Raw genomic sequence first — 26,915 nt, 5'->3', positions numbered from 1 at the left:
GATTCGTCTTTTGAAGGAGGTTTTGTCATGTTGTCCAGAGTCGTACAAATGACCAACAATTTAAGGCTGAAGCATAAGCTGCTGATCTCCTACATTATTGTGGTGATGATTCCGGTGTTGATCGTCGGCGCTTCTGTAACCGCTTACTTTCGGGATCAGGCCATGGAACGGGCGATCGCCCAGACGACGAATAACGTCGAGAAGGTGAAGTCCCGAACGGCAACGATGCTTCGGGTGCCTTCGGACATCTCCGATATTTTCATGCTGGACAAAGGACTGGAGACGATTGCGGATACCCGCTATGCGACGGTGCTTGATTTAACCAAAGCTTATCTCAGTTACAACGATTTCCGGAATTATGTCCGGCAGTACCGGGAAATTTCCGGGATCCGCTTCTATTACGACAATCCGACGCTGATCAATAATCTTGAGCTGATCCCGGTGGATTCCGATATCGAAGAGACCTATTGGTACCGGCAAGCCATGTCCAGCAAAAGCATCGGCTGGTTTTATATCACCGACAAACAGGAGATCCCCGTGCACCGGCTGAGTCTGGTTCGCCAAATCTCGTTCGAAGGGACGAAAAAGAGCGGCGTGCTTATGGTCGTTCTGAATCAGGACGAACTGAACCGGATGCTGCAGCAGGAGCCGTTCGAAACGCTGATCGCCGACGACCGGGGGTATGTCGTAGCCGCCAAAAACCCGGAGCTGGTCGGCCGAACGCTCGCGCAGCTTGATTTTGGCGTTGATTTGCGGACGCTGAAGAAAGGAACGCTCAAAGTCAACGTGAAGGGCGAGTCCTCTTATTTGGTTGTGGACACCCTCACCCCCGACTCGAGCATGAACGGGCTCAAGTTTATTTCCGTTTTTGCGACCGAGCCGATTATGAAGGGAGCCAATACGGTAAGCTTGACGGGACTCGCGATTATTTTGGTCGTGCTGCTGATTGCACTCGTATTCGTATACATCGTGTCGCTTTTGACGACGAACCGGATGCTGCGGCTGAGCCGCCATTTGAACCGGCTGGCTATCGGCGACCTGACGGTTGTCTCCCGGATCGACGGCAATGATGAAATCGGGCAGTTGTCGAGGCAGTTCAATTACATGGTGGAAAGCATCAAGCGGCTGATGGATCAGGTCGTGGAGAAAACCGAGCAAAATAACGCCCTCGAGCTCGCCCAGCGGGAAATCAAGCTGAAGATGATGGCCAGCCAGATCAATCCGCATTTTCTGTTTAACGCGCTGGAATCGATCCGCATGAACGCTCATCTTAAAGGGGATAAGGAAATCGCCAATGTCGTGCGGCTGCTTGGCAAGCTGATGCGGAAAAATCTGGAGGTCGGAAGCGAAAAAACGACACTGCAAAGCGAAATGGAGATGGTGTCCTCCTATTTGGAAATCCAACGTTTTCGTTATGAGGAACGTCTGAACTTCGATCTCCGCGTCGATCCCGAAGCCCGGGGGCTGCGCCTGCCGCCGCTGATCATTCAGCCGCTTGTCGAAAACGCCGTCGTGCATGGGATGGAAGACAAAGAAGGAACCGTTACGGTAAGGGTGTCTATCGCAGTTAGGGGCGGAGAACTCCGAGTCGAGGTTGAAGATAACGGAACCGGCATGACTCCGGAGCGGCTGGCGGAGGTGCGGCAGTCGATCGTGGGGCCGGAGGAGGAGAACAAGCGCATCGGTCTCAGAAACGTACATCAGCGGCTTACGCTGTCCTACGGGGAGGACAGCGGGCTCACGATGGAGAGCATCAGCGGCGCAGGCACGCGGATGAGTTTTTCCATACCGCTGACGCTGCTCTAGCGGAAACGATCTCTAATTTTTATATGGTTTTTGCTCCAATAAGTCGGGTATTTCCCGGTAGCGCTTTCATTTAAGATGAAGCTATAGCAGAGAGGGGGAACCAAGAATGGAGACGCTGACCAGTGATACGGCAGCAGGACAAGAAAGCATAGCCTCTGTGCCGAAAGGACGATTGCCGAGAAAAAGGAATCATACATTTGGACGCAGTTTGCTTCGGCAGAAGTATTTGTATTTGATGTCCATGCCGTTTGTTATCTGGCTGTTCGTGTTTAACTATTTGCCGCTGTGGGGCTGGACGATGGCGTTCCAGAATTACAAGCCGGCCAAGTCATTCGGCGAGCAGAAATGGGTGGGCTTTGATAACTTCGTCAGACTGTTTCAAGACGATCAATTTTACCTGGTGCTGAGGAATACTTTGGCAATGAGCGTGATGGGACTGGTTGTCGGTTTTATTTTCCCGATTACGTTTGCGATTTTATTGAACGAGCTGCGCGGCGTTGGCTTCAAACGCATCACCCAGACGGTTTCTTATCTGCCTCACTTCGTGTCCTGGGTCGTCGTAGCCGGCATTATCACGAATATGCTGTCCATGGACGGCATTGTCAATCAATTGCTGGTTTGGCTTCATATTATTGACGAGCCCGTTCAGTTTATGGCCAAAGGCCATTGGTTTTGGGGAATTGTAACCGCTTCCGATGTGTGGAAGGAGACCGGTTGGAACGCGATCATTTATTTGGCGGCCATCACCGGCATCGACAAGGAGCTGTACGAGGCGTCCCGGGTCGACGGAGCCAGCCGCTTCAAGCAGGTTTTGAACATTACGATTCCGGGCATCCGCTCCACGATTATGGTGCTGTTCATCATGTCGATCGGCCATCTGCTCAGCATCGGTTTTGAGAAGCAAATGCTCCTCGGCAACAGTTTGGTCACCGATTATTCGCAGGTGCTTGATTTATACGCCCTCAATTACGGCATCAAAATCGCGCACTTCTCTTACGGCACGGCGATCAGCATGTTCAACTCCGTGATCAGCGTGATTCTTTTGTTCACGGTCAACGGTTTGTTCAAAAAATTCGCGAATGAAAGCATCATGTAGGGAGGAGACCTTATGGCAAGCAGCAAAGCGTTTAACATCACCAGGGGCGAGCGGATATTCGACATCGTCAATTATCTGGTTCTGGGGCTCGTCTTGATTATTACCTTATATCCGTTCCTCAATGTGCTGGCGATTTCCCTGAACGATTCCACCGATACGGTGCGCGGGGGCATTTACGTTTGGCCGAGGGAATTCACGCTGGAAAACTACAAAACGATTTTCGGCTATAAAAGCCTGGTGCAGGGCTTCCAGATTTCCGTGCTCCGCACCCTCGCCGGCACGCTGCTGGGGCTGCTCAGTTCCTCGATGCTGGCTTATACGTTAAGCCGTCCGGATTTCAAAAGCCGCCGGTTCGTCTCTACCTTTCTGGCGTTGACGATGTATTTTTCCGGCGGGATGGTTCCGGTATATATCCTGATGCGCGACCTCAACTTGATCGGCACGTTTGCGATTTACATCTTGCCGGGCCTGGTCAGCGCCTTTAATGTCTTCGTAATCCGCTCATTCATCGACGGGCTGCCTTATGCTTTGCAAGAGTCGGCGAAGCTGGACGGAGCGAACGATTTCAAAATTTATTACAAGGTCATTCTTCCGCTGTGCAAGCCGGTGCTGGCGACGATCGCGCTGTTTCTGGCGGTCGGACAATGGAACTCCTGGTTCGACACCTACTTGTACAACGGCAATAAGCCGATGCTTACGACACTGCAGTACGAGCTGATGAAAATTCTGGACAGCACGCAGCAGGGAAGCGCCATGACGAACGCCAACGATTTGGCGAATCAGATGGCGCAGGTATCGCCGGAGTCGATCAAAATGGCGATTACGATCGTCGTTACCGTTCCCATTCTTTTCGTATATCCGTTCCTGCAAAAATACTTCGTGGGCGGCATGACGCTCGGAGCCGTGAAAGCTTAAGCCGCGCGGAAACCATTTGCGGTATGTCCAGGCTTTTGGCCTGATGTACAATATAGGCTTTATTCATTCATACGAGGGGGAAAGAAAAATGAAGTGGAGCTATCCGAAAGCGCTTACGGTGTTTATGCTGGCGGGGTCATTGCTGCTGAGCGGATGCGGCGGCGGAAACAACAACAACAATAGCGCATCGAACGATGCCGCGAACAATGCCAATTCCTCGAACAATTCCAGCAATGCCGGCGCTGCGAATTCGGCCGAAGACACAAGTCCGATTACCTTCAGCTTCTTTGGCGCGGACACAAGCCCGAACTGGAACAACATGCAGGATGACGTGGGTAAAGAGATTACGGCCAAAACGGGAGTTTCGCTGGATGCCGAGTACGACGTGGGCAGCGGCGGCGGACAAAGCAAAATCGCTTTGATGGCCGCTAGTGGAGAATATCCGGACATGATTTTTGCCAAAGGCGAACTCGGCAAGCTGATTGACGCGGGGGCCGTGCTTGACCTTACGGACCTGATCGACAAATACGCTCCGAATATCAAAAAGATCATGCAAGGCAACGAAAACCGGATGAAATACAGCAACGACGATCAGGCGATTTACTCCATCCCGACCAACGTTGGCGTGGATAATCAAGTGTTTGACGCTTCCGGCGGTTTTGAAGTGCAGCTGCGGGTGCTCAAGGAACTCGGCTATCCGCAGATCAAAACCCTTCAAGACTATGAAAATGTGTTGAAAGAATATGTCGCCAAGCATCCGACGACCGACGGGCAGCCGACGATTCCGCTGACGCTCAACGCCGACGACTGGAAAATCATGATCACCGTCACCAATCCGGCTTTCCTGACGACAGGCGCTCCGGACGACGGCGAATATTATGTGGATCCAAGCACGTACAACGCGCAGCTTCACTACAAACGCCCGGAAGAGAAAGACTACTTCCGCTGGCTGAACCATATGTACAATGAAGGCCTGCTCGACAAGGATACTTTCGTACAAAAAGACGACCAATATCAAGCGAAAATTTCCAGCGGCCGCGTGCTTGGCCTGATTTCGCAGGAATGGGAATATTCGAACGCCGAAAACGCCTTGAAAACGGCCGGCAAAAACGACTATACCTACGGCCACTTCCCGGTTACTTTGAACGACCAGTTCCAGGACCATGAGCTGCAGTCAGTCGGAGTCGACGGCTATGGCATCAGCATTACGACAGCCTGCAAAGATCCGGTTCGCGCCATCAAGTTCCTCGATTGGCTATCCTCCGATGAGGGCCAGGTGCTCAGAAACTGGGGGATCGAAGGCAAGCAATATAATGTAGAAAACGGCGTGCGCGTCATTCCTCAGGATGTGCAAGACCGTAAAGTCAACGATGCCAACAACTTCACCAAAGAATCCGGCATCGGCCTGTACTCGATTTTCGGCGCCCGTTACGGTGATGGCGTGAAAGATTCGACAGACAATTATTATACGACAAACTTCCCTGAGCAAATTATCGCCAGCTATTCCGACGCCGAGAAGGAAGCGCTTAAGGGTTATAGCGCAACGACCTGGAAAGATCTGTTCCCGAGCGAAACGGACCTTCCCGTCAAAGAATGGGGCGCCCTGTACAACATGCAGGTGCCGACCGACGGCGACTATCAAGTGATCTACCAAAAAACGCAGGACATTATCCGCAAGAGCATTCCGGAAGCCGTGCTCGCCAAACCGGCCGATTTCGACAAGGTCTATGACGCCTTCATCGCCGCGCTGAATAAAGCCGGTGCCGAGAAGATGGAAGCGGAATACACGCAACTGGTTAAAGCAAGAGTCGAATTGTTCACAGGCAAGAAAGTGCAATAAAACGCAAATCGATCAAACCACCAAAGAGGCTGGACTTGGATCATTCACAGTCCGGCCTCTTTGGCTTTGACAAAAATAATTATTGGGACTCGGCCCCTTCTCTTAAGGCTCCAAGCGGCCAGCTTTCTGATATTCCACCATCCAGCCCGGATATTCCGGAGGCAGCGCGCTCGCTTCGTCAAGACGGCGAACTTCTTCATCCGTAAGCTCCAGTTCCGCCGCCATGAGATTGGCCTCCAATTGTTCGAGCCGCTTTGCTCCAATCAGGACGGAGGTTACGACCGGTCTCGTCAGCAGCCAGGCGAGGGCCACACTGGCGGGATTCGTCCCGTGAGCTTCCGCAATCGGTTTTAGAATATCAATGATGTTCCAGGCTCGTTCTTTATCCACAAGTGGGAAATCGGCCGCCGAACGGCGCGAATCCTCTGCCTTTTGATTGTGCCGGTCGTACCGTCCCGACAGCAAACCGCCGGCAAGCGGACTCCATACCAGAAGTCCCATCTTCTTCGCCTCCATCATAGGGGCCAGTTCCCGCTCCAAATCCCGGCCGGTCAGCGAATAATATGCTTGAAGCGTTTCAAACCGGGCCAGATTTTTGCGTTCCGATATGCCAAGCGCGTCGGCAATTTTCCAGGCATGCCAATTCGATACCCCGATATACCGCACTTTGCCTTGGGATACCAAATCATTCAGCGCGCCTAAGGTTTCTTCCACCGGCGTCAGGAAATCATCGGCATGGATCTGGTACAAATCGATATAATCGGTTTGCAGCCGCTTGAGGCTTCCTTCCACGGCATCCATAATGTGTCCTCTTGAAGCGCCGATATCATTGCGTCCCTTTCCGGCCCGGCCGGCCGCTTTCGTAGCGATTACGACATCCTTGCGCGGAATGCCAAGGTTGCGGAAGGATTGTCCAAGTGTAATTTCGCTTTCGCCATCTCCATAAATGTCTGCGGTATCGAAGAAATTAATCCCAATATCCAAGCTCTTCCGGATCATCGGATCGGCCTCTTTCTGACCTATTGAACCAAGGATATTATATGTGCCCTTTCCGCTGGAGAACGTCATCGTCCCGAGCGCAAGCTGTGAAACTAACAGTCCCGTATTTCCCAGCTGTTTATACTTCATACGAGAAACCTCCTTAAATATGAGACATGCCATACCCTTATGACAACGACTCGCTTCGCTTACGCCATGCGCATCTGTCCGGTACATCCGTAATTATCTGCCTTTCGTTTCTTGATAGATAGTTCAATCGTACGGAATATCTGCCCGATCATCCAATGCGAATTGTTTTCTCATTCGTTTCGTGTTTAAATATTGGCCAAGCTTACATTTTATAAAAAAGGAATGCATGCCATGATTATTCAGGAGGATACCGGGGAGGTTTTGGATCGGCTGTTGACCCTGACTCTGCAAATGCTCCCGCATGCAAAATGGCTTCAGACGGCCGTTCCCTTTCTCCATATTTTGAAGGTAAACAGTCCTGCGGTTTTGCAAAAAGGGCCCTTGAAGCCTTCTCTCTGCATTATTTTGCAGGGAAAAACACGCTTGCAGCTTGAAGAAGATATCATCGAGTACAAGCGAGGGAATTTTCTCGCTACAAGCGTAAACATGCCTCTTGCCGGCCAGGTGTTGGAGGCTTCCGCAAACACGCCATATCTGGCGCTGCAAATCGGGCTGTCCCCCGGTGAGGTGGCTGCTGTCGCCATCGAGGCCGATCTGAAGCTCCAGCGGGAGGCCAGGCCTCACCCGGGCATCTTTGTGGGCAAACCAAGGCGTGAGGTATTGGAGGGCTTTGAGAAACTGCTCCGGCTCTCGCATAATCCAAAGGCCGCCAGGTATCTCTCGCCGGCAATTAAGCGGGAAATCATTTACTGGTTGCTGGATGCTGCGGATGGCTCACGCTTTTACCACAACATGTTATGGCACCAGGAGGCTTCGGGAATCAGCAAGATCATCGATTGGATTACCCGTCACTTTGACGGCACCGTTACGATGGAAGAACTGGCGGAACTGGGGAATATGAGCATTTCCAGCTTGCATTACAAATTTAAAGAAGCGACTGGCATGGCCCCATTGCAGTATCAGAAGTTTCTTCGCCTTCAGGAGGCGCGCAGGCTTCTGCTTGACGGTGCCAATGTAACGGAAACGGCGCTTCGCACGGGCTACCAGAGCTCAACGCAGTTTAGCCGCGAGTATAAGAGACTGTTTGGGCTCTCGCCCGTGCAGTACATTCGTTCCTTTCATGAGGGTGAACAATTGACCGGAAAATGAAGATAAAGTGATGGAGAAAGGGTACGCCTGCCGGCATATTGAAGCATTGCGGGACGAAAAAGGCAGAAGCGATCCTAATGGCCAAAGAGGCTGGACTTAGCGTAACCCAAGTCCAGCCTCTTTGGCTTGAAAACCATATTTGCCCGTGCGCATATGATGCTAGGGCTCATTTTAATGCAGCCGCCGAAACTGCTGCGGCGTCATGCCGGCATGTTTGCGGAACGTAGCCACGAAATGGCTGGCGTCGCGAAAGCCCGTTTCGCCGGCGATGGCCGCGACCGTGATTCCCGGCTCGCCGGCCAGAAGCTCCTTCGCTTTATGAATGCGCATTTGCACAAGGTAGGCATAAGGAGCCAGTCCAAAGGTCTGTTGAAACAGCTTGGTCAAATGACGCCCGGACATGCCGACCACTTCGGCCAGGTTATCCAGGCCGAGGTCGGGATTGCGGTATTCCGCCTCCATCCATCCGATGAGGGGGGCAAGCTTTTCCATATTGCGCGATATGTACATGCTGCTGGCTTGCCCGAATTTGCCGAGCAGGCCCAGGAACCGATAAGCGTCGGCGGAGGTTTCGAGACCGAACAGATCGGGGCCGCCGTCAAGCCTTGTCAGCATGTCTCCGAGCAGCGAACTGAAGGGGGCGTCCGGCTCCCAGCGGAAATAAGCCGAATCGCCGATGCCGAAGGCGGAAAGGATAGCAGGGGCGGCGGCTCCGCCAAACGTCAAATAACCGGTTTCCCAGACGGCGCCTCTGGCCGCCTCATATACGTGGGGCTTGCCGGGAGGAAGGAGCACGCCGGAGCCAGGCGATAGGGTCAGCGTTTCGCCGCCGTAGATTAGCCTGCCTTCGCCGACCTCGGTTTGAAGCCAATGAAACCAGGGATATCCGTCAGGGCGGATGATTTTCTCCTGATTGGGATTATAACCGATACTCTCCACCAAAAGAGGCAGATCCGGGTGTGCGGCCGGAGAAAAGACGAACCGGGTAGAAGCCCGTTTGCTCATGTTTTCACTTCCTAATTTGTGTTCCATATTGTTATATGTGGTTTCATTAATATTATATATAAAGCGGACGAAAATGCACATAAAATGAGAATATAATTATATTTTGCAAAGGGAGTGCGTTTATCTTGATCAATGCGAAGCTGCCGAAAATTTGGTATGGCGGAGACTACAATCCCGAGCAATGGGACAAGGAAGTCTGGAAAGAGGACGAGCGGATGTTCAAGCTCGCGGGGATCGACGTCGCAACGGTGAATGTCTTCTCCTGGGCCATGATTCAGCCGGCTGAGAACGCTTATGATTTTGCCCAATTGGACGAGACGTTGGACCGGCTCTACCAAAGCGGGGTGTATGTGTGCCTTGCGACCGGGACGGGGGCGCATCCGGCATGGATGGCCAAAGATTATCCCGACGTGCTGCGGGTGGATGCCCAAGGCCGAAAACGCAAGTTTGGGGGACGGCACAATTCTTGCCCGAACTCGCCGAGCTACCGCGAATTTTCCGCCCGCCTGGCCGGCAAACTGGCGGAAAGATACAAGGATCATCCCGGCTTGCTGATTTGGCACGTGTCCAATGAATACGGAGGCTATTGCTACTGCGACAACTGCGCGGCCGCTTTCCGCAAGTGGCTGCAGGAACGTTACGGCAGCCTTGACTCGCTCAATCGGGCATGGAATACCCGTTTTTGGGGGCACACTTTTTATGATTGGGGGGAAATCGTCCCTCCGAACGAGCTTTCCGAGGAATGGGGCGGAGGCCGCACGAACTTCCAGGGAATTTCGCTGGATTACCGGCGGTTTATGTCCCGGTCGCTGCTCGATTGCTACAAGCTGGAATACGACGAGATCAAGAAGCATACGCCGGATATCCCGGTTACGACCAATCTTATGGGGACCTATAAAGAATTGGACTATTTCGAATGGGCAAAAGAGATGGACATCGTATCCTGGGACAACTATCCTGCGCTGGATACGCCCGTTAGCCTGACGGCGATGACGCATGATTTGATGCGGGGCTTAAAAAGCGGGCAGCCGTTTATGCTGATGGAGCAGACGCCAAGCCAGCAAAACTGGCAGCCTTACAATTCGCTGAAGCGGCCGGGCGTCATGCGGCTTTGGAGCTATCAGGCGGTCGCCCGCGGGGCCGACACGGTGATGTTCTTCCAGCTTCGCCGCTCGATCGGGGCCTGCGAGAAATACCACGGTGCCGTCATCGAGCACGCCGGCCACGAGCATACCCGGGTATTCAGGGAATGCGCGGAATTGGGGCGGGAACTGGGCGTTTTGGCGGACAGCCTGTTAGGGGCGCGAACGAAAGCCAAAGTCGCGATTTTGTATGACTGGGAAAACCGCTGGGCGGTCGAAATGTCTAGCGGCCCGACGGTGGCGCTCGATTATGTGGCTGAGGTCCACAAATATTACGACGCGTTATTCCGGCAAAATATCGAAGCGGACATGGTTGGCGTCCACGAGGATTTGACCGGCTATGAAATCGTGATTGCTCCGGTCATGTACATGGTGAAGCCGGGATTTGCCAAGAAAATCGAGGCCTATGTGGCCGGCGGCGGCACGTTTGTAACCACGTTTTTCAGCGGGATCGTAAACGAGCATGATCTTGTGACCGTGGGCGGCTATCCGGGAGAACTGCGCTCCGTGCTTGGAATCTGGGCCGAGGAAATCGACGCGTTGTTTCCGGGTCAGCACAACAGAATCATCATGAAGCAGGGATGGGGGACGCTCGAAGGCGAATACGAATGCGGGCTGCTTTGCGATCTCATTCATGCGGAAGGCGCCGAGGTGCTGGCGGAATACGGGGACGATTTTTACCGGGGCATGCCGGCGCTGACGGTGAACCGGTTCGGGTCGGGCCAGGCCTATTATGTGGCCACTAGCCCGGCGGCTTTGTTTACGGAAGGATTCCTGGCGAACCTTTGCCGTGAAAAAGGCGTGCAGCCGCTCCTTCGGACGCCGGAAGGCGTTGAAGCCGCCCGCCGCGTTAAGGACGGGAAGTCATATTTGTTCCTGCTCAACCATAACGCCGACTCGGTTGTGGTGGAAACCGGGGAAACGCCGAGAAAGGATCTTCTGACCGGAGAGACCGTTAAAGGTGCCGTTTCGCTTTCCGGACGGGGAGTGCTGATCCTGGAAGGCTCCGACGCCCACATCCGCTAACGGATCCAGGAAACGTTATTTGCCGAAAACCGAGGCTTTTGCCATTCTAACGGACTCCAGCGTCGTTATTCGTTCCAAAATGAGCCTGAACGCGTTGATATAGCCGAAATAAGGTTAACTGAGTCCGTTACAGCAGCAAAGGGCGGCAAAACAGGCAAATAACGCTTATACGATTCGTTAGATTTCCGTCCTTATGTCCTTATGTCATTATGTCCTATGTCCCTCTGTTCCTAGCCTAGCCGGAATGGCGGAAATCCAGAGAGGGACGGAGGCTACCTCAAGAACCGATAGGCAAAATGGGCACAAAAAAGAACCTTCACACCGCCAAGGGGCAACCCCATAACGCGACGGTGTTGAAGGTTCTTTTTTCACTGAATCGTTCGACAAGGAACGACACCAAGTTTCGTAATGGCTTAGCTCCGCTCCAGGATCGTATTCAGCGTGGTGCGGTCCAATCCGCGCACAAGACGGGTCAGCAGTTCTTTGGCTGCCGCATAATCGTCCGTATGAATGATCGAAGACGAGGTGTGAATATAGCGGGAGCAAATGCCGATAACGGTCGACGGTACGCCGATGCCGCTCAGATGGACCTGGCCGGCGTCCGTTCCGCCCGGCGAAACGAAATATTGGTACTTGATTTTATGCGTGTCCGCCATGTCCTGAACATATTCCACCATGCCCCGATGAGTGAGCATCGACGGGTCCAAAATGCGCAGGAGCGCGCCTTCGCCCAGCTTGCCGAAAACGCGTTTGTCGCCGGTCATGTCGTTCGCCGCACTGGCGTCCAGCGCGAAGAAAATATCCGGCTGGATCAGGTTAGCCGCCGTCCGCGCGCCGCGCAGACCCAGTTCCTCCTGAACGTTGGCGCCGCAGTAAAGGACGTTAGGCAGCTTTTCCTTGTGCAGGGCTTCCATCAACTCAATCGCAAGTCCAACACCATAGCGGTTGTCCCAGGCTTTAGCCATGATCTTCTTCGGATTCACGAGCGGCGTGAATTCGCAGATCGGAACGATCTGAAGTCCCGGGCGCACCCCTGCGGCCTCGGCTTCTTCGCGGCTGTCCGCGCCGATATCCAGATACATCGACTTGATGTCTACCGGTTTGCTCCGCTGAGCTTCGTCAAGCAAATGAGTCGGAATCGAACCGACCACGCCGATGATTTTTTCCTTCGGAGTAATGATTTGCAGGCGCTGCGCCAGAACGGCCTGACTCCACCAGCCGCCGAGCGGTTGAAAGGTTACCATCCCGTTGTCGGTGATGCCCGTGGTCATAAACCCGACCTCGTCCATGTGTCCGGCCACCATGATTCTTGGCCCCTGTTCGTCTCCGCGCAGCACGCCGAAGATCCCGCCCAAACGGTCCTGAACGAATTCGTCCGTATAGGCGTACAATTTGTCTTTCACCAAAGCCCGAAGTTCCCGCTCAAATCCCGGGGCCGACGGAAATTCGGTCAACTCTTTAAAAAGCGCCAAAGTTTTTTCGTTCATTTCATTTCTCTCTCCTTTGTTTCAGTGATTCACAGTCAACCATCTTGTATTAGTATGGACTACATCATAGGGAATGTCCACGAGCCTTTTGTGATTTTGGAACCGCCTAAGCACCGGAAACTCCGCTAACGCATATATTGCAGCAAGGGATTCAGATCGGGTTATCACGAAGGAGGCCTTGCCCGATGAAACGTTATTACAGGGACTGGCTGATCATCTGCCTTCTATTCATTCTGCTGGTCATTATTCTTCAATTTCTCTAAAGGACGGCTGTGGTGAGAAGCCGTTAATTTAATGAAGGAAACGCGAGCGCCGCTAAATTTTTCACGGTCGGCTCGCGTTTTTTCACTTCTAAAATGGATGATTTACCAAACATAACGAAACGTGAATTGACAAATAATACGTTTGGACAGTTAGCTCTGGAAAGGGAGGAAGACGAAAATTATGATTTTTGTGTGGGCGTTTATTGTGGGTGGACTGATTTGCGTGGCTGGACAAATCATGTTTGACGTGTTCAAGCTGACGCCGGCCCATACGATGAGTACCCTTGTCGTAATCGGGGCCATTATGGATGCGGTGGGCTGGTACGATCCGCTCATCAAGTTCGCCGGAGCAGGGGCGTCCGTCCCGATTACCAGCTTTGGCAACTCGCTTGTTCACGGCGCTTTGACCGAACTGGCGAGGGATGGATGGATCGGGGTTATCACGGGCATTTTCGACGTGACCAGCGCGGGGATTTCGGCCGCGATCATCTTTTCGTTCCTTGCATCTCTCATTGTTCGTCCCAAAGGATGAGCCATTTTTGTCAAAAAATATTAGGCTTTGGCGGGCGACGAGTATACTTCCCTATCTTTCTTCATGTAAAATAAGAAGATACACATAGCATGATGAGTGTGTCGGGTTGTTCAAAAAGCCGCCCTAGCTGCGCGATTACCATTTCGCGATGGGGAAGACGAGAACGCATCTTGAACCGTCAGCCGACTTTTTGAACTCTCACTTGAAGATGATTTTTTGTGGGAGGGAAAAACACGTGCCTGTACAAGAGCAATCGATACGTACTTTAACCGCGGTAAAGGACAATTTGGAAGCATGCATTTTAGGAAAATCTTTTGAAATCCGTCTCCTGCTCACATCCCTTCTGGCCGGTGGTCATGTGCTGATTGAGGACGTGCCGGGTACCGGGAAAACGCAACTGATCAAGGCGCTGGCCAAATCCATGAGCGGCGAATACCGGCGCATACAATGCAATCCGGATATCCTGCCTAGCGATATAACGGGCGTTTCGGTTTTCCATCCGCATGAAGAGCGGTTCGTTTTCCGCCCCGGGCCGGTCATGACGAACATTCTGCTCGCCGACGAGATTAACCGGGCGACGACCAAAACCCAATCCGCTCTCCTTGAAGTTATGGAGGAACGCAGTGTGACCGCCGATGGCCATACTTACGACTTACCTCAACCTTTCATGCTGTGCGCCACTCAGAATCCCATCGATTTCGAAGGAACTTATATGCTGCCCGAAGCGCAGCTTGACCGGTTTATGATGAAGATCAGCATGGGTTATCCCGATGCTCCAACCGAAAAGAAGATGCTGCATTTTCACAGCCTGGGTCAGCCTGTCGATCAGCTTAAGCCCGTCACAACGATGGAGGAAATCGCTTCCATTCAGCGTGAAATCCGTGAAGTGCACATCAACGACGCGCTGACCGATTATCTTCTGGAAATCGTCCGGCGGACCCGGGAACATGAAGCCGTGCTGCTCGGGGCCTCGCCTCGCGCTTCCCTTGCTTTCATGACGGCCGTCAAAGCCTTTGCTTTTCTGGAAGGACGCGATTACGTGCTGCCCGACGATATCAAGACGCTCGCGCCTTATGTGCTGAGCCATCGGATATTGCTTCGGCCCGAATCGCGTCTGGGTCACTTGAACGCATCACAAATCTTGGAACAAATATTTCGGCAAGCCAACGTGCCGGTTACCGCAGGACGTTAATCTATGCGGACCATTCTGGAAAGCTTGAGGTCGGGGCTGACCTCCCTGAAATTTTGGAGAGTGGCGTCCGTTTGGTTTATTTGCTTGCTCTATGTATTGTTTCAAGGCGGCAAAACCTCATTCATGTTGTTTACCATGGTATCTATTTTGGCATTCTATTGGGCGATCGGCGGATTTGGGGGAATTAAGCAAATCAAGGCGACTCGTGCTTTATCGCTTGGCGCCGAGCGCGGAGGTGCGCTGCAGGCCGGAGATCAAGTGGCGGTCAGGCTGCAGCTTCAGATGCCGCGGTTTATGCCGCTTCCGTATGTGGTGGTTCGTGAAATGCTGCAGCGTCATAACGGAGAAACCTGGGTTTTCGAGGACAGTGTGGTTCCGCTATTCGGCGGCCGGGCCGAACTGGCCTATCAGACGCCGTCGCTCGAACGGGGAAGTTACGTGTTCGCCGGGACGACTTGCAGCTCCGAGGATGTTTTCGGCTTGATGGAACATACCGGCGTGCTGAATATCAGCGGAGAATTCCGGATTCTTCCGCGGACCGTCTTTATCCCGCATTGGCAGCTGTACAGCCGGAATTCGCGGCTCGCGGGCCCGGAAACGGCCGTTTCCCTTTCGCGCCGCGAAACCACGCAGATTAACGGGGTTCGCGACTACGTATACGGGGACCGTATTTCCCGTATTCACTGGAATGCGACAGCGAAAACGGGAACATGGAAATCCAAGGAGTTCGAACACGAATCCCTGCCGAAGACCATGCTCGTGCTGGATGCCCACAGCACAAGCTATCTAAGGCCGTCCCAATTCGAGCTGGCCGTTTCCACCGCCTCTTCTCTGCTGGAGTATGGAGCCAAGGAACGGATCAGCATGGGAATGTGCACGCTTGGGCGAACCGTTCGTTCATTTATGCCGGCGGAAGGGTATATGGAGCGCCAGCAGATGCTTCATCATCTCGTAGACATCAACGCCGACGGGTACGGAGCGCATAAGGATAAGCTGGAGGGCCAAAAAGATCTGTTTCCGTCCGGCGCGTTTTTTATTTTAATTAGCCCGCTTATGGACGATAAGGCGCTTGCGATGATGCGCTGGGCCAAAATGCGCCAGATGACGCCGTACCATATTCAGATCGGGGACGAGACTGGGAGCGGCGGCGGTAAAGGCTCATTGTGGCAGGCAGCGCTGCTGGAGCGGGGAATGAGGGGCATTTACGTTCCGACCTTACACGACCTTCCGGTTGTGCTGGGGGGTGCCAAGCTGTGAATCGCAAGCTTGCCGTAAATCGGGGCGGAGCTGCCTGGTACCGCATTTTTTCCATGCTGTGCCTGCTCATGATCGCCATGCAGTGGGTCGATTTTACGAACCCCATCTGGTACAAAGTGACGACGGTTCTGGTTCTCTTCACTCTGCTCGCCGTAGGTCTGATTGAAATTGTTTTAAATATCCCCGATGCTTGGAAATGGCTAATTAAAGCTGCAGGCATTCTTGTCATTTGGCGCGAGGTTCTGACCTCATTCGAGGTGTATGTACCTTACGGTCCCTTTTTCCCGGATCAGCTTCGGGGAATGACGTTAACGTTCTCGCCGTACATCTGGTTCTCACTGGCCGCTTGGGGACTGCTGGAGTTGTCCTATCGCTTCGTTTACGGGAGAAAACGGATTTTGTTCTTTCTGGCGATTCATCTGATTGCCTTTGCCACATTGGACTCATTTACTTCTTATCATCTTTGGGAAAATGTCGCATGGATCGTCTTTGCCGGTTTGGGCCTGCTGGTATGCAGTCATTTTAACGAGTATCAGTTGAAATACCCGCAAGGCTGGGGACGGCTGAGAAGGCAGCCGGTCAAAATCGCCGCAAATATCATTGTCATCTTTGCTTGCGTGCTGCTTATCGGGATCAATATGCCTGCGGTGTCTCCAACCCTGACCGACCCGTATACCGCCTGGAAGAATCACGGAGGCGGATCGGGCGGGAAAGCTACGCTCGTCCAAGGCACCACCAGTTCCCAGACGGGGTCCGCAGCGGCGAATGTCTTATCCGGTTACAGCCGGGACGACTCGCAGCTCGGCGGCAGCTTCGAGTTTAGTTATACGCCGGTCATGACGGTGGACACGCCGTTAAGATCCTACTGGCGGGGCGAGACTCGCCGTATATACTCCGGCAAAGGCTGGGCCGATCTGAAGCAGGAGACGAGAGACCTGCAGCTTTATGACGGCGCGCCATCCGGCGAGTTGCTGGAGAACAAGCAGGCGGGCAAGGTCAAAACCAGAAAAGTGGAACAAACGATTACGATGAACACCGACCGCACTTATCCGGTTTTGTTTGGCGGCTACTCGATCGAAAGCATTGAGCTGCTCGATGAACGGGGTGGCAATCCGGCCCCTGTCATGCGCTGGGCGGGACAAGACGCGGAAATGTTCTGGGGCGGCTACAGGGCCGCCAATATGAAACCCGATTATCCGCAAAAATACAAGGTTACGGCGGAAATCCCGATCATTCCGCTGGATGAGCTTCAAGCGGCAAGCTATGATACGTTGTTTCCCGATCCGCCGGATCCCGAATATCTCCAGCTTCCGTCCTCGCTGCCGCAGCGCGTTCGCGATTTGGCGCAGGAGGTAACCGCGGACGCGGACACGCCTTACGAGAAAATGGAGCTGCTGCAGACTTATTTGCGGCAAAATTTCGAGTATACGAACAAGCCGGATTTGTCCCGCAAAAAAAGCGGGGATTTCGTCGACAGCTTTCTGTTTGAAATCAAGCAAGGATACTGCGATTATTATTCCACCGCGATGGCCGTCATGGCCCGCTCTCTGGGTATTCCGGCAAGATGGGTCAAGGGCTACGCGCCGGGGTCCCAGCCGAACGAAGATATCCTGATGCGGCAGGGCATCATGACCGGCGGGTTGAGCGGCGAGTATCGGGTTAACAACTCCGACGCCCATTCCTGGGTGGAGCTGTACTTCGGCGAATACGGATGGATTCCGTTTGAACCGACTCCAGGCTTTGATGCGCCGATGCTGCTTCAAGAGGACGACAGCCAAAGCGCGCTGGTACAAACGACGGACGACGAGACGAGTGCCGCGCAAGGGGATGACGAGGGCTTCCTGTCAAGTCTCGACCCTAAGGTAATGGGAAAGATCTCCGCCGCGGCTGCGGCCGTTATCGCGATTTGGGCCGTTTACCAGCTTCGCGTGCCGCTGTATTATCTGTGGCTCAGACTGCGGACCGGGCGGCCGTTAACTCCGGGTGAGAAGACGGTGTTCGAAACGCTGCGCGTCGTTAGAAGATTGCGCAGAAAAGGACTTGTGCGATCCGACCAGGAGACTCTGCGGGAAACCTTCATCCGCTGGAAGCAAGAGCGACCCGACCTTTCTCCGGTGCTGGATCAATTGCTTGCCGGCTTCGAAAAAGCCAGCTACAGCCCGAACGTAATCTCAATGGAAGAGTGGAGATCGTCGCAGCATGTTTCGCGCGAGCTGCAGAAGCTCGCTTTCAAAGGCAGCACGAAGTGAAGCGGACGAATGGATCGAACCGGCGGTCAAACGTCTCCCGCGCGCTTGCGCCGGGGACGTTTTCTTTTTTAAAATATAAGGAAGTCCGGTAAAGAATATGGTATAGTTTGTCGTATGAAACGGAAGGTGAACGTATTTTGTTTGAGAGATTTTTGCCGAAACTGCGCGTCGACAGCGTATTTGACATCGACCTGGATGACTTGTACGCCAAGGGCTATCGCGGAATAATTACCGATCTGGACAACACTTTGGTTGGCGCCAAGGCTCCTTTGGCGACGCCGGAGCTGATCGAGTGGTTCGAAAAAGTAAAAAAGCACGGATTTAAACTCGTGATTGTGTCAAACAATAATTTGGACAGGGTGTCTGTATTTGCGAACCCTTTGAATATTGAATTTGTGCATGCGGCGAGAAAGCCGTCGGGTTCCGCTTTCCGCCGGGCTATGGAAATCATGGGGCTGAAACCTCAGGAAATTTTGGTCGTGGGCGATCAATTGATGACTGACGTGTTTGGCGGCAACCGTTTGGGATTGTTTACGATTCTGGTGCTTCCGATCGCCGCGGCCGACGAAGGCTTGGGCACTCGTATCAACCGGCGGCTGGAACGAATCGTGAAGCGGCGTCTGGGCAAAGCGGGATTATGGCTTGAGGAGGACAACAAGAAATGACCGATGTACGGAGCGCGGAAGGCGCCCTTCGCTGCAGCGGCTGCGGAATCCGTCTGCAAAGCGAAGATCAGAATAAACCGGGGTATACCCCGCTGCAGGCGTTGGAAAAAGAACCTGTCATCTGCCAGCGCTGTTTTCGCATCAAAAATTATAATGAATCCTCTTCGGTAACGGTGGAGCAAGACGAATTTTTGCGTCTGCTTGCGCAGATCGGCGGGAAAGAAGCGCTGGTCATTCACATCGTGGATTTGTTCGATTTCCAGGGCAGCGTCATTTCGGGCCTGCAGCGTTTTGTCGGAAACAATCCGGTGCTGCTGGCCGTGAACAAAACCGATTTGCTGCCGAAAGTGACCAATTGGAACAAGGTTCGCAACTGGGTTCAAAAGGAAGCCAAGGATATGGGCATCAAAGTCGAAGACGTGATTCTCTGCAGCGCGAAGCAAAGCAGCGGGTTTGACCGTCTGCTGGACGCGGTGTCGGCTTACCGCGGAGACCGCGACGTTTATGTTGTCGGCGCGACGAATGTAGGGAAATCCACGCTCATCAACCGGCTGATCCGAGACTACAGCGACCTTGAGCAGGAGCTCACCGTTTCCCGTTATCCCGGCACGACGCTGGATATGGTTCAAATCCCGCTGGACGACGGCAAATCGATCATCGATACGCCGGGGATTATGTACCCGTCCCGATACAGCGAATTGGTCGCGCCTGCGGATTTAGGAATTATTCTTCCGGAGAAGGCGCTAAAGCCGTCGGTTTATCAGTTAAACGAAGGACAAACTTTATTTTTCGGCGGATTTGCCCGCTTCGACTTCATTCAAGGCGACCGCCAATCGTTCACCGCTTTTGTGAGCGGCCGGGTGCCGATTCACCGCACCAAGCTGGAAAAAGCGGACGAGTTGTTCGAACAGCATGCGGGGGAACTGCTTGCTCCGCCAAGCAAAGAAAACTTGGAGAAGCTCCCGCAGTGGACGCGCCACGAGTTCCGGATTGCCAAAGGCAGCCGCAGCGACGTGTTCATCTCGGGCCTCGGATGGATTAAAATCAACAACGATCCGGGGGCCGTGGTTGCCGTGCATGCGCCTAAGGGCGTCAAAGTTATGGTTCGCCCTTCTTTAATCTAGAAGCATTGTCTGCCTTTGCGGGGCCACCCTGCGGTTTACGAGGAGACGAGGGGGGAGAAACTATGAGGGAACAAGCAAAGGAATATAAAGGGCAGTCCATGCTGCTTGGAGTTATTGGGGATCCCATTCTCCATTCCAAATCTCCGGCCATGCAAACGGCCGCGCTTAAAGCGGCGGGAATCTCCGGATCTTACGTGCCGATGCACGTCAAGGGAGAACGATTGGCAGACGCCATCAAAGGCATGACGGCTCTCGGATTCCGCGGCATCAACGTTACGGTGCCGCATAAAGTTGAAGTAATGAAGTATATGGACCATATTGACGAAGGAGCCATGCTCATCGGCGCGGTGAACACGATCGTCAATGACGGCGGAATCCTTACCGGATATAACACCGACGGCATCGGCTACATCCGTTCTCTCAAAGAAGAGGCCGTTTCGGACCTGACCGGCAAAAAGGTGCTGGTGCTCGGTTCCGGCGGAGCCGCCAGAGGCATCGTTTACGCCCTGCTGCTGGAGAATCCGGGAGCCGTCATCGTGGCCAACCGGACGCCGGACAAAGCCCGAGAGCTTGCGGCGGAGTGGGGCCATTTGGGGAATATCAAAGGCTGCGCATTAGAGGAAGCGGCTCATGAGCTAATAGATGCTGACATCCTGATCAACACCACTTCGGTAGGGATGTATCCGCATACGGACCATACGCCGATCCATCCGGATCTTATTCCGGAGGGCATTGTCGTGAGCGATTTGATATATAATCCGCTGAGAACGGAGCTGCTAAGGCTCGCCGAGCTGAGAGGGTGCCGGATTCATAGCGGCCTTGGCATGTTCGTCTATCAAGGCGCATACGCTTTCGAGCGCTGGACCGGGCAGTCCGCTCCGATTGAGGCGATGCGCCGCGCCGCGCTTGACAGCATGACCGGCCGGTAGTTTTATAAAAATATATTGAGTATATAAACGAGAGTTAAGGGGATCGAAAATTACATGTTGACTGGAAAACAAAAGCGTTATTTGCGGGGCCTGGCTCACAGCCTGCAGCCTATTTTTCAAGTAGGCAAAGGTGGCACGAACGAGCATATTATCCGCCATATTTCAGAAGCGCTGGAACGCCGCGAATTGATCAAGGTTTCCGTTCTGAACAACAACCTTGACGATCCGCAGGAAATCGCCGAAGAACTGGCGACGGGCGCGGAGGCCGAGCTTGTTCAGTTGATCGGCCGCACGATTATTCTGTATAAGGAATCGCGCGAATATAAGCAAATCGAGCTTCCGTAGAAGCTTGCGCGGGAGGAACCGGAAATGAAGAAAGTCGGAATCATGGGCGGCGCTTTTGACCCGATCCATTTGGGACATTTGCTGGCGGCGGAAGCGGCGAGAGAACATTACGGCCTGGAGGAAGTGTGGTTCATGCCTTCCCATGTCCCTCCGCACAAACATCCTGCCGGAGTTAGCGGCCAGCAGCGGCTGGAAATGGTGAACGCGGCCATAAGCAGCCATCCAGCCTTTAAGCCGCTGGACATCGAGCTGCGCCGCGGCGGAGTTTCCTATACGGTGGATACCGTCCGGGAAATTCGAATGCTCCATCCCGACCTGGAATTGTACTTCATTATCGGCGCGGATATGGTGAACTATCTTCCCAAATGGGAAGGAATTGAAGAATTGACGCAGATGTTGCGGTTCATCGGACTGCAGCGTCCCGGCAGCTTCTTGGAACTGGACGCGCTGCCGCCGTTTATTCAGGAAGCGGTATACCTGGCCGAAATGCCGCTCGTCGATATATCTTCCAGCCTGGTCCGCAGCCGGCTTGCCGCCGGAAAGTCCGTGCGGTATATGGTGCCGGAACCGGTGTTCGAATATATGACAAGGAGCGGATTGTATGGCTTACACGCGTGATGAGCTGATTGCGGCCGTGTCCGCCGGAATGCCCGCCAAACGCTGGCAGCATGTCGAAGGTGTGATGGCTAGCGCCGTTGAGCTGGCTAAGCGTTACGGGGCTGACCGTGCCAAGGCCGATCTGGCCGCGCTGCTGCATGATTTGGCCAAGTTTTGGCCGATCGAGGAGCAGGAGGCCATCGTTCGGGATAACGGGCTGAATCCCGATTTGCTGGAGCACGACAAGCAGCTGCTGCATGCGGAAGTCGGCGCATATATTGCCCGCCGGGATTACGGCATTGAGGACGTGGAGGTATTGGACGCTGTAAGATACCATACTTCCGGCCGGACCGGCATGACCTTGCTGGACAAAATCGTCTGCCTGGCCGATTACATCGAGCCCGGCCGCAGCTTCCCAGGCGTCGAGAAAATTCGCGAATTGGCGAATACAAGTCTGGACGAAGCGCTGGTTGCCGGTTTCGACTCTACGATTGCCTTCTTGCTGGAAAAGCGCAAGGCCATTTTTCCATTGACCGTGCTGGCGCGTAATGATCTGTTAAAACACTTGCCCTGACGGCCGAGTTTATTTTGAAAGAAACCCAAAATTTCAGGAGGTTGAATGAATGGCAGTAACATCAAACGAATTGCTGAACATGGCGGTACAGGCCGCCGACGATAAAAAGGCGATGGACATCGTCGCTCTGGATCTGAAAGGAATCTCGCTCATTGCCGATTATTTCGTCATTTGCCACGGGAATTCCGACACCCAGGTTCAAGCCATCGCAACCGAGATTCGCAAACGGGCTCATGATGCGGGGGCGCAAATCCGCGGCATCGAAGGAATGGATTCTGCCCGTTGGGTGCTTATGGATCTTGGCGATGTGGTCGTACATGTGTTCCATCGCGATGAACGCGAATATTACAACATCGAGCGGCTGTGGTCCGACGCCAAAGTAGTGGAGACCGTATGAGTCTGATCGCGGGTACCGTGGTATCTTTGCCGATTGACCGTGAAGTGTCTCCTTACGGCTATTTTTTGAGCGGAGGGGACCAAGACGTTCTGCTCCATTACTCCGAGCTTGCGCATCCGGTGAAGCCGGGCGAAACGGTTGAGGTGTTCCTATTTTACGATACCGAGGATCGTTTGGCCGCAACGATGAAGAAGCCTTATTTGACGCTGGGCGAGCTTGCCCTGCTGGAGGTTGCCGACGTGCACCCGCGCCTTGGCTGCTTTCTGGAAATGGGCCTCGGACGACAGCTGCTGCTCCCGATTCGTGAGCTTCCGGAGCTCCGCGAGCTCCATCCGCAAGTCGGCGACCATGTTTATGTCATCATGGAACACGACAAACAAGGCCGACTGAAAGCGAAGCTGGCCGGGGAGCAGGAGCTTGCCCACCTCGCCTTTCACGCTCCTTCTTCATGGAATAATGAGTGGGTGGAAGCGATCGTGTACAAGCCGCTGCAAATGGGGACGTTCGTCGTTGTCAACGGCGGCGTGCTTGGTTTCGGAGCGATCGGCATGATCCACTCCTCGGAACGCAGCCGGCTGCTGCGGCTTGGCGAACGGGTCAAGGTTCGGGTCGCCCATGTGCGCGAAGACGGACGGGTGAATCTGGCAATGGCGCCGCGTAAGGAAATCGGCATGGGAGAGGACGCCGAACGGATTTTGGCGTACTTGAGGAGCCGTTCCGGAGGCGGCATGCCTTATTCCGACACGACGCCGCCCGACTTGATCAAGCAGCGCTTCGGCATTAGTAAAGCGGCTTTTAAGCGTGCGCTCGGCAAGCTGATGAAGGAAGGCAAAATCACGCAGAAAGAAAATTGGACTTATCTCGTGCCCGAACAGGGGGAAAGTCCGGATCCGGCGGGAACGAAGGAGTAAAAAAGAACTCTTTTTGCATTCATAGAAAGCACGGTGATTTTCATGGCTTCATACCGCAAATTTGCCTACGTCTATGACGAATTGATGGAGGACATGCCTTACCCGGATTGGATACGTTTTGCCAGAACGGCCTGGGAACGGCACGGCATGCCAAAAACCGTGGTGGATCTCGGCTGCGGAACCGGCAGCATTACGATTCCGCTCGTGAATTCCGGATTTGAGGTGACGGGCATCGACTTGTCCGCGGATATGCTCGCGGTGGCCCGCCGCAAAATGGAAGGCACGCCGCAGGGCTCCCGGCTGTTCCGGGACGGCAGTGTCCGCTGGGTTCAGCAGGACATGACCGAGTGGGAAATGCCTGAGCCGGTTGATTCCGTTATTTCATTTTGCGATTGCTTGAACTATTTGCTGGAGGAAGAGGATATCGTTCGTACGTTCCAGCGGACTTACGCGGGGCTGAAACCGGGCGGAACCTTTCTGTTTGACGTTCACCATCCGAATACTTTGAAGCGCTACGAGGAAGAACAGCCTTTCATCTGGGATGAGCCGTCCGTATCGTACATATGGACTTGCGAACGCGACGCGTATCGAAACGAAATCGAGCATCATTTGACGATTTTTGCCCGTGAAGAGGAAAGCGGGCCGGGATTGTACCGGCGATTTGAAGAGACGCATATTCAGCGGGCTTATGACCCTCAATGGATGAAGCGCCAATTGGCCCTGTGCGGATTTCGCGAGGTAATCTGTTACGCCGATTTCGAATGGATCGAGGCGGAAGAAGATGCGGCTAGGCTGTTCTACGTCGCGGTGAAATAAACTTCCGTATTGCGCCCGGATTTCAGTATAATTCAAATGAACCATTCGAACTCTCAGAGAGGATTACGACATAATGAATGTAACAACCAACCCATCACCCAAAACGACTCGACGTTCGAGACCTGCGCCGCCGCCGGTACGGATTTTTTCGCTTGGCGGGATTGGCGAAATCGGGAAAAATATGTACGGCATTGAATACAAGGATGAAATTATCCTTATCGACGCCGGGATGAAGTTTCCGGATTCCCGTTTGTCGGGTGTCGACTATATCATTCCGGATATCAGTTATCTGATCCAAAACAAACATAAATTGAAAGGGCTTTTTTTGACCCACGGGCATGAGGATCATATCGGAGCGATTCCGTTCGTGCTGCGCCAGTTGCAACTGCCGATTTACGGCGGTCCGCTGACGATTGGGCTGGTTCGCGCCAAGCTGGAGGAATACCGGCTGCTCGGACAGGCCGACCTGCATGTTTTCCAGGAAGACGACCGATTTACGTATAAGAACTTGTCCGTGCATTTTATCCGGACCACGCACAGCATTCCGGATGCTTTCGGCATTGTTGTCGATACGCCGTACGGTTCTGTTGTGCATACCGGCGATTTCAAATTCGACTTCACTCCGGAGGACCGGCCGGCCGATTTGTTCAAAATGGCCAGCATCGGCGGTGAAGGTGTGCTCGCTCTGCTTGCGGACAGCACCAACAGCGAGAAGGAAGGCTTCACGCCTTCCGAGCGCCGGGTAGGCGACGCGATTCTGGAGACGTTCCGGCATTGCCGCGGCCGCATTTTGTTCGCTACCTTTGCGTCCAACGTTCACCGGCTGCAGCAGGTCGTCGAAGCCGCAGCGAAGTGCAACCGGAAAATCGCCGTTATCGGCCGCAGCATGGAGCGCGTATTTACCATCGGCCAGGAGCTCGGATATATCCGCGTTCCCGAGGGTATGATCATCGATGTGAAGCATATCAACCGCTTTGAAGATCATCAGGTGCTGATCGTGTGCACCGGCAGCCAGGGCGAGCCTAATGCCGCGCTCAGCCGCATCGCGACGGGGGCGCACCGCAATGTGGAAATCTATCCGGAAGACTCGGTGATTTTTTCTTCTTCCCCGATTCCGGGCAACGCGCAAAATATCAATCGCAGCATCGACCTGCTGCTTCGCGCCGGAGCCAATGTGATTTACGGTTCGATTTTCGACATTCATACATCCGGTCATGGCAATCGGGAAGACCTGAAGCTGATGCTCAGCTTCATTCGTCCTAAATATTTCATCCCGATTCACGGGGAATACCGCATGCTGCTGAGCCATCGGAACTTGGCCATGCAGTCTGGAATCCCGGAAGACCGCATCTTCGTCATGGATATCGGCGATACGGTATCGATTTACCGCAACCGCGCCAAGCGGGGAAGAGTCATCCCCGCAGGGGAAATATATGTAAGCAACGGAGAAATGCGTTCCTTTGAGGATAAACTCGTAGAGGAACGGTATGAGTTGGCCCAGGAGGGAATCGTAATTGTTGTCATGACGGTCGACCGCAAGACCCGGCAAATCCTGGCCGGCCCGGATATCGTTACTCGAGGGTTCGTTTACATGCAGGATGCAAGGCCGCTGCTGCGGCGGGCGGAATCGGCGCTGCGCCGGAATTTGAACCGGATGGGCGAACAGCAGGAATACAATCACGGCGCCTGGCTGCGGACAACGCATAAGGTGATGCGGAAGTTTTTCATGAAGGAAGTGGGCAGAGCGCCGCACATCATGCCTTCGATTTTGGAAGTGTAATTTAATCCAAAAAGAGGCTGTCCCAAAAGCAACTTGGCTCATTTGACGAAACGCTCGCTTAACTGAAAAAGGAAACAAAAGTGAAAGAAAAGATGGGGCCAGGGTGCTATCCGGCACCATCTTTTTTTTATTGGGACTATTGCGGCTTTTAAGCAAATCGACGGTAAGTGCCGGGCAAGTGAAAGCCATCCGATCTCTGAGCTGGACTTCGGCAAGTTTTGAAGTCGAAAACGCCGTGAGCTTTGGTTGCCCTTGATTCACGGCGTGCAGGTCCGCGTGCGGGCTGGACGCCTTATCGGCGGTTCGGTCGTCCGGAATGAGCTCGACATCGAGGATGAACTGCTCGTGCGTAACTGATTTGGACCCGGCATTCTTTGCTTTTGCTGAACGGGGCTGTTTTGGCTTGGAATCAACAATCAACTGTGATTTCTCGAATAGCGGCATAAAATGGTCTTAAATCACTCCGAAACCGCATTTTCCTGAAAATAGCGGTACAAAATGGTCCTATTTTCGGTAAATGGTCCAAAATCAAGGTGAAAGGGAACTCTTCTGAAGAAATAAGGCCATAAAACGGCGCTATTCATTCAGAATGAGGACTCTTCAGTGGAATAAGGCCATAAAACCAGCTAATACTTGTCAAGCTACCCGTTGTTGGAATGCGACAGGTTAATTGATATACTATTTTATAGG

Annotated in this window: 23 protein-coding genes; 20 read left to right on the top strand and 3 right to left on the bottom strand. The window is 53.5% G+C overall.

Annotated features, from left to right (window positions below; genetic code table 11):
• Positions 1-27: 27 nt before the first annotated feature.
• From ACI48K_RS09500 to ACI48K_RS09485, 4 genes are all read left to right on the top strand, one after another.
• Positions 28-1,806, top strand: a complete 1,779-nt coding sequence (locus ACI48K_RS09500) for a sensor histidine kinase (RefSeq protein WP_475027362.1) — start codon at positions 28-30, stop codon at positions 1,804-1,806.
• Between the two features lie 106 nt (positions 1,807-1,912).
• On the top strand, positions 1,913-2,902 hold the full coding sequence (locus ACI48K_RS09495) for an ABC transporter permease (RefSeq protein ID WP_475027361.1): 990 nt from the start codon (positions 1,913-1,915) through the stop codon (positions 2,900-2,902).
• Between the two features lie 12 nt (positions 2,903-2,914).
• Entirely contained in the window at positions 2,915-3,817 is a 903-nt protein-coding gene (locus ACI48K_RS09490) for a carbohydrate ABC transporter permease (RefSeq protein WP_475027360.1), read from the top strand.
• Between the two features lie 88 nt (positions 3,818-3,905).
• Positions 3,906-5,657, top strand: a complete 1,752-nt coding sequence (locus tag ACI48K_RS09485) for an ABC transporter substrate-binding protein (RefSeq protein ID WP_475027359.1) — start codon at positions 3,906-3,908, stop codon at positions 5,655-5,657.
• 102 nt (positions 5,658-5,759) lie between these two features.
• Here ACI48K_RS09485 and ACI48K_RS09480 read toward each other — a convergent pair whose 3' ends face one another.
• Positions 5,760-6,785 (bottom strand): aldo/keto reductase, encoded by a 1,026-nt coding sequence (locus tag ACI48K_RS09480; protein WP_475027358.1) that lies wholly within the window; start codon positions 6,783-6,785, stop codon positions 5,760-5,762.
• A gap of 231 nt (positions 6,786-7,016) precedes the next feature.
• Here ACI48K_RS09480 and ACI48K_RS09475 point away from each other — a divergent pair, with 231 nt between their 5' ends.
• Positions 7,017-7,934: an AraC family transcriptional regulator gene (locus ACI48K_RS09475; RefSeq protein ID WP_475027357.1), complete on the top strand. Its 918-nt coding sequence runs from the start codon at positions 7,017-7,019 to the stop codon at positions 7,932-7,934.
• A gap of 171 nt (positions 7,935-8,105) precedes the next feature.
• Here the strand turns inward: ACI48K_RS09475 and ACI48K_RS09470 are convergent, their stop codons facing one another.
• Positions 8,106-8,939 (bottom strand): AraC family transcriptional regulator, encoded by an 834-nt coding sequence (locus ACI48K_RS09470; RefSeq protein WP_475027356.1) that lies wholly within the window; start codon positions 8,937-8,939, stop codon positions 8,106-8,108.
• A 125-nt stretch (positions 8,940-9,064) separates the two neighbouring features.
• Here ACI48K_RS09470 and ACI48K_RS09465 point away from each other — a divergent pair, with 125 nt between their 5' ends.
• Positions 9,065-11,107, top strand: coding sequence for a beta-galactosidase (locus tag ACI48K_RS09465; protein ID WP_475027355.1), 2,043 nt, complete (start codon positions 9,065-9,067; stop codon positions 11,105-11,107).
• A 413-nt stretch (positions 11,108-11,520) separates the two neighbouring features.
• Here the strand turns inward: ACI48K_RS09465 and ACI48K_RS09460 are convergent, their stop codons facing one another.
• Positions 11,521-12,594: a M42 family metallopeptidase gene (locus ACI48K_RS09460; RefSeq protein ID WP_475027354.1), complete on the bottom strand. Its 1,074-nt coding sequence runs from the start codon at positions 12,592-12,594 to the stop codon at positions 11,521-11,523.
• Between the two features lie 444 nt (positions 12,595-13,038).
• Between ACI48K_RS09460 and spoVAE the strand changes: the two genes are divergently transcribed.
• The 14 genes from spoVAE (at position 13,039) to rnjA (ending at position 26,225) form a co-directional block, all read left to right on the top strand.
• On the top strand, positions 13,039-13,389 hold the full coding sequence (gene spoVAE, locus ACI48K_RS09455) for a stage V sporulation protein AE (RefSeq protein ID WP_475027353.1): 351 nt from the start codon (positions 13,039-13,041) through the stop codon (positions 13,387-13,389).
• Positions 13,390-13,624: 235 nt separating this feature from the next.
• Positions 13,625-14,581 carry an AAA family ATPase gene (locus ACI48K_RS09450; RefSeq protein WP_475027352.1) on the top strand — a complete coding sequence of 319 codons (957 nt, stop codon included), beginning with the start codon at positions 13,625-13,627 and terminating at the stop codon, positions 14,579-14,581.
• A gap of 3 nt (positions 14,582-14,584) precedes the next feature.
• Positions 14,585-15,838 (top strand): DUF58 domain-containing protein, encoded by a 1,254-nt coding sequence (locus tag ACI48K_RS09445; RefSeq protein ID WP_475027351.1) that lies wholly within the window; start codon positions 14,585-14,587, stop codon positions 15,836-15,838.
• Positions 15,835-18,087, top strand: coding sequence for a transglutaminase TgpA family protein (locus ACI48K_RS09440; RefSeq protein ID WP_475027350.1), 2,253 nt, complete (start codon positions 15,835-15,837; stop codon positions 18,085-18,087). Before ACI48K_RS09445 ends, ACI48K_RS09440 begins: the two co-directional genes overlap by 4 nt.
• 137 nt (positions 18,088-18,224) lie before the next feature.
• A complete protein-coding gene (locus ACI48K_RS09435) occupies positions 18,225-18,752 on the top strand; it encodes a YqeG family HAD IIIA-type phosphatase (RefSeq protein ID WP_475027349.1) in 528 nt (175 codons plus the stop codon).
• On the top strand, positions 18,749-19,876 hold the full coding sequence (yqeH, locus tag ACI48K_RS09430) for a ribosome biogenesis GTPase YqeH (protein ID WP_475027348.1): 1,128 nt from the start codon (positions 18,749-18,751) through the stop codon (positions 19,874-19,876). Before ACI48K_RS09435 ends, yqeH begins: the two co-directional genes overlap by 4 nt.
• A gap of 62 nt (positions 19,877-19,938) precedes the next feature.
• A complete protein-coding gene (gene aroE, locus ACI48K_RS09425; RefSeq protein ID WP_475027347.1) occupies positions 19,939-20,805 on the top strand; it encodes a shikimate dehydrogenase in 867 nt (288 codons plus the stop codon).
• 54 nt (positions 20,806-20,859) lie between these two features.
• Positions 20,860-21,150, top strand: coding sequence for a ribosome assembly RNA-binding protein YhbY (yhbY, locus tag ACI48K_RS09420; RefSeq protein ID WP_475027346.1), 291 nt, complete (start codon positions 20,860-20,862; stop codon positions 21,148-21,150).
• A 24-nt stretch (positions 21,151-21,174) separates the two neighbouring features.
• Positions 21,175-21,768 (top strand): nicotinate-nucleotide adenylyltransferase, encoded by a 594-nt coding sequence (locus ACI48K_RS09415; RefSeq protein WP_475027345.1) that lies wholly within the window; start codon positions 21,175-21,177, stop codon positions 21,766-21,768.
• Entirely contained in the window at positions 21,752-22,321 is a 570-nt protein-coding gene (gene yqeK, locus ACI48K_RS09410) for a bis(5'-nucleosyl)-tetraphosphatase (symmetrical) YqeK (RefSeq protein ID WP_475027344.1), read from the top strand. The genes ACI48K_RS09415 and yqeK overlap by 17 nt, the downstream gene beginning before the upstream one ends.
• A gap of 49 nt (positions 22,322-22,370) precedes the next feature.
• Positions 22,371-22,718 (top strand): ribosome silencing factor, encoded by a 348-nt coding sequence (gene rsfS, locus ACI48K_RS09405; RefSeq protein ID WP_475027343.1) that lies wholly within the window; start codon positions 22,371-22,373, stop codon positions 22,716-22,718.
• Positions 22,715-23,629, top strand: a complete 915-nt coding sequence (locus tag ACI48K_RS09400) for a CvfB family protein (protein WP_475027342.1) — start codon at positions 22,715-22,717, stop codon at positions 23,627-23,629. The genes rsfS and ACI48K_RS09400 overlap by 4 nt, the downstream gene beginning before the upstream one ends.
• Positions 23,630-23,671: 42 nt before the next feature.
• Positions 23,672-24,445: a class I SAM-dependent DNA methyltransferase gene (locus ACI48K_RS09395; protein WP_475027341.1), complete on the top strand. Its 774-nt coding sequence runs from the start codon at positions 23,672-23,674 to the stop codon at positions 24,443-24,445.
• A 73-nt stretch (positions 24,446-24,518) separates the two neighbouring features.
• The gene (rnjA, locus tag ACI48K_RS09390) at positions 24,519-26,225 is read left to right on the top strand and encodes a ribonuclease J1 (protein ID WP_475027340.1); all 1,707 of its coding nucleotides are present in this window, start codon (positions 24,519-24,521) and stop codon (positions 26,223-26,225) included.
• Positions 26,226-26,915: the final 690 nt, after the last annotated feature.

Source organism: Paenibacillus terrisolis (assembly GCF_056171975.1).
The sequence above is the reverse complement of the archived record's forward strand: the minus strand, read 5'-3'. Positions and strand labels throughout refer to the sequence as shown.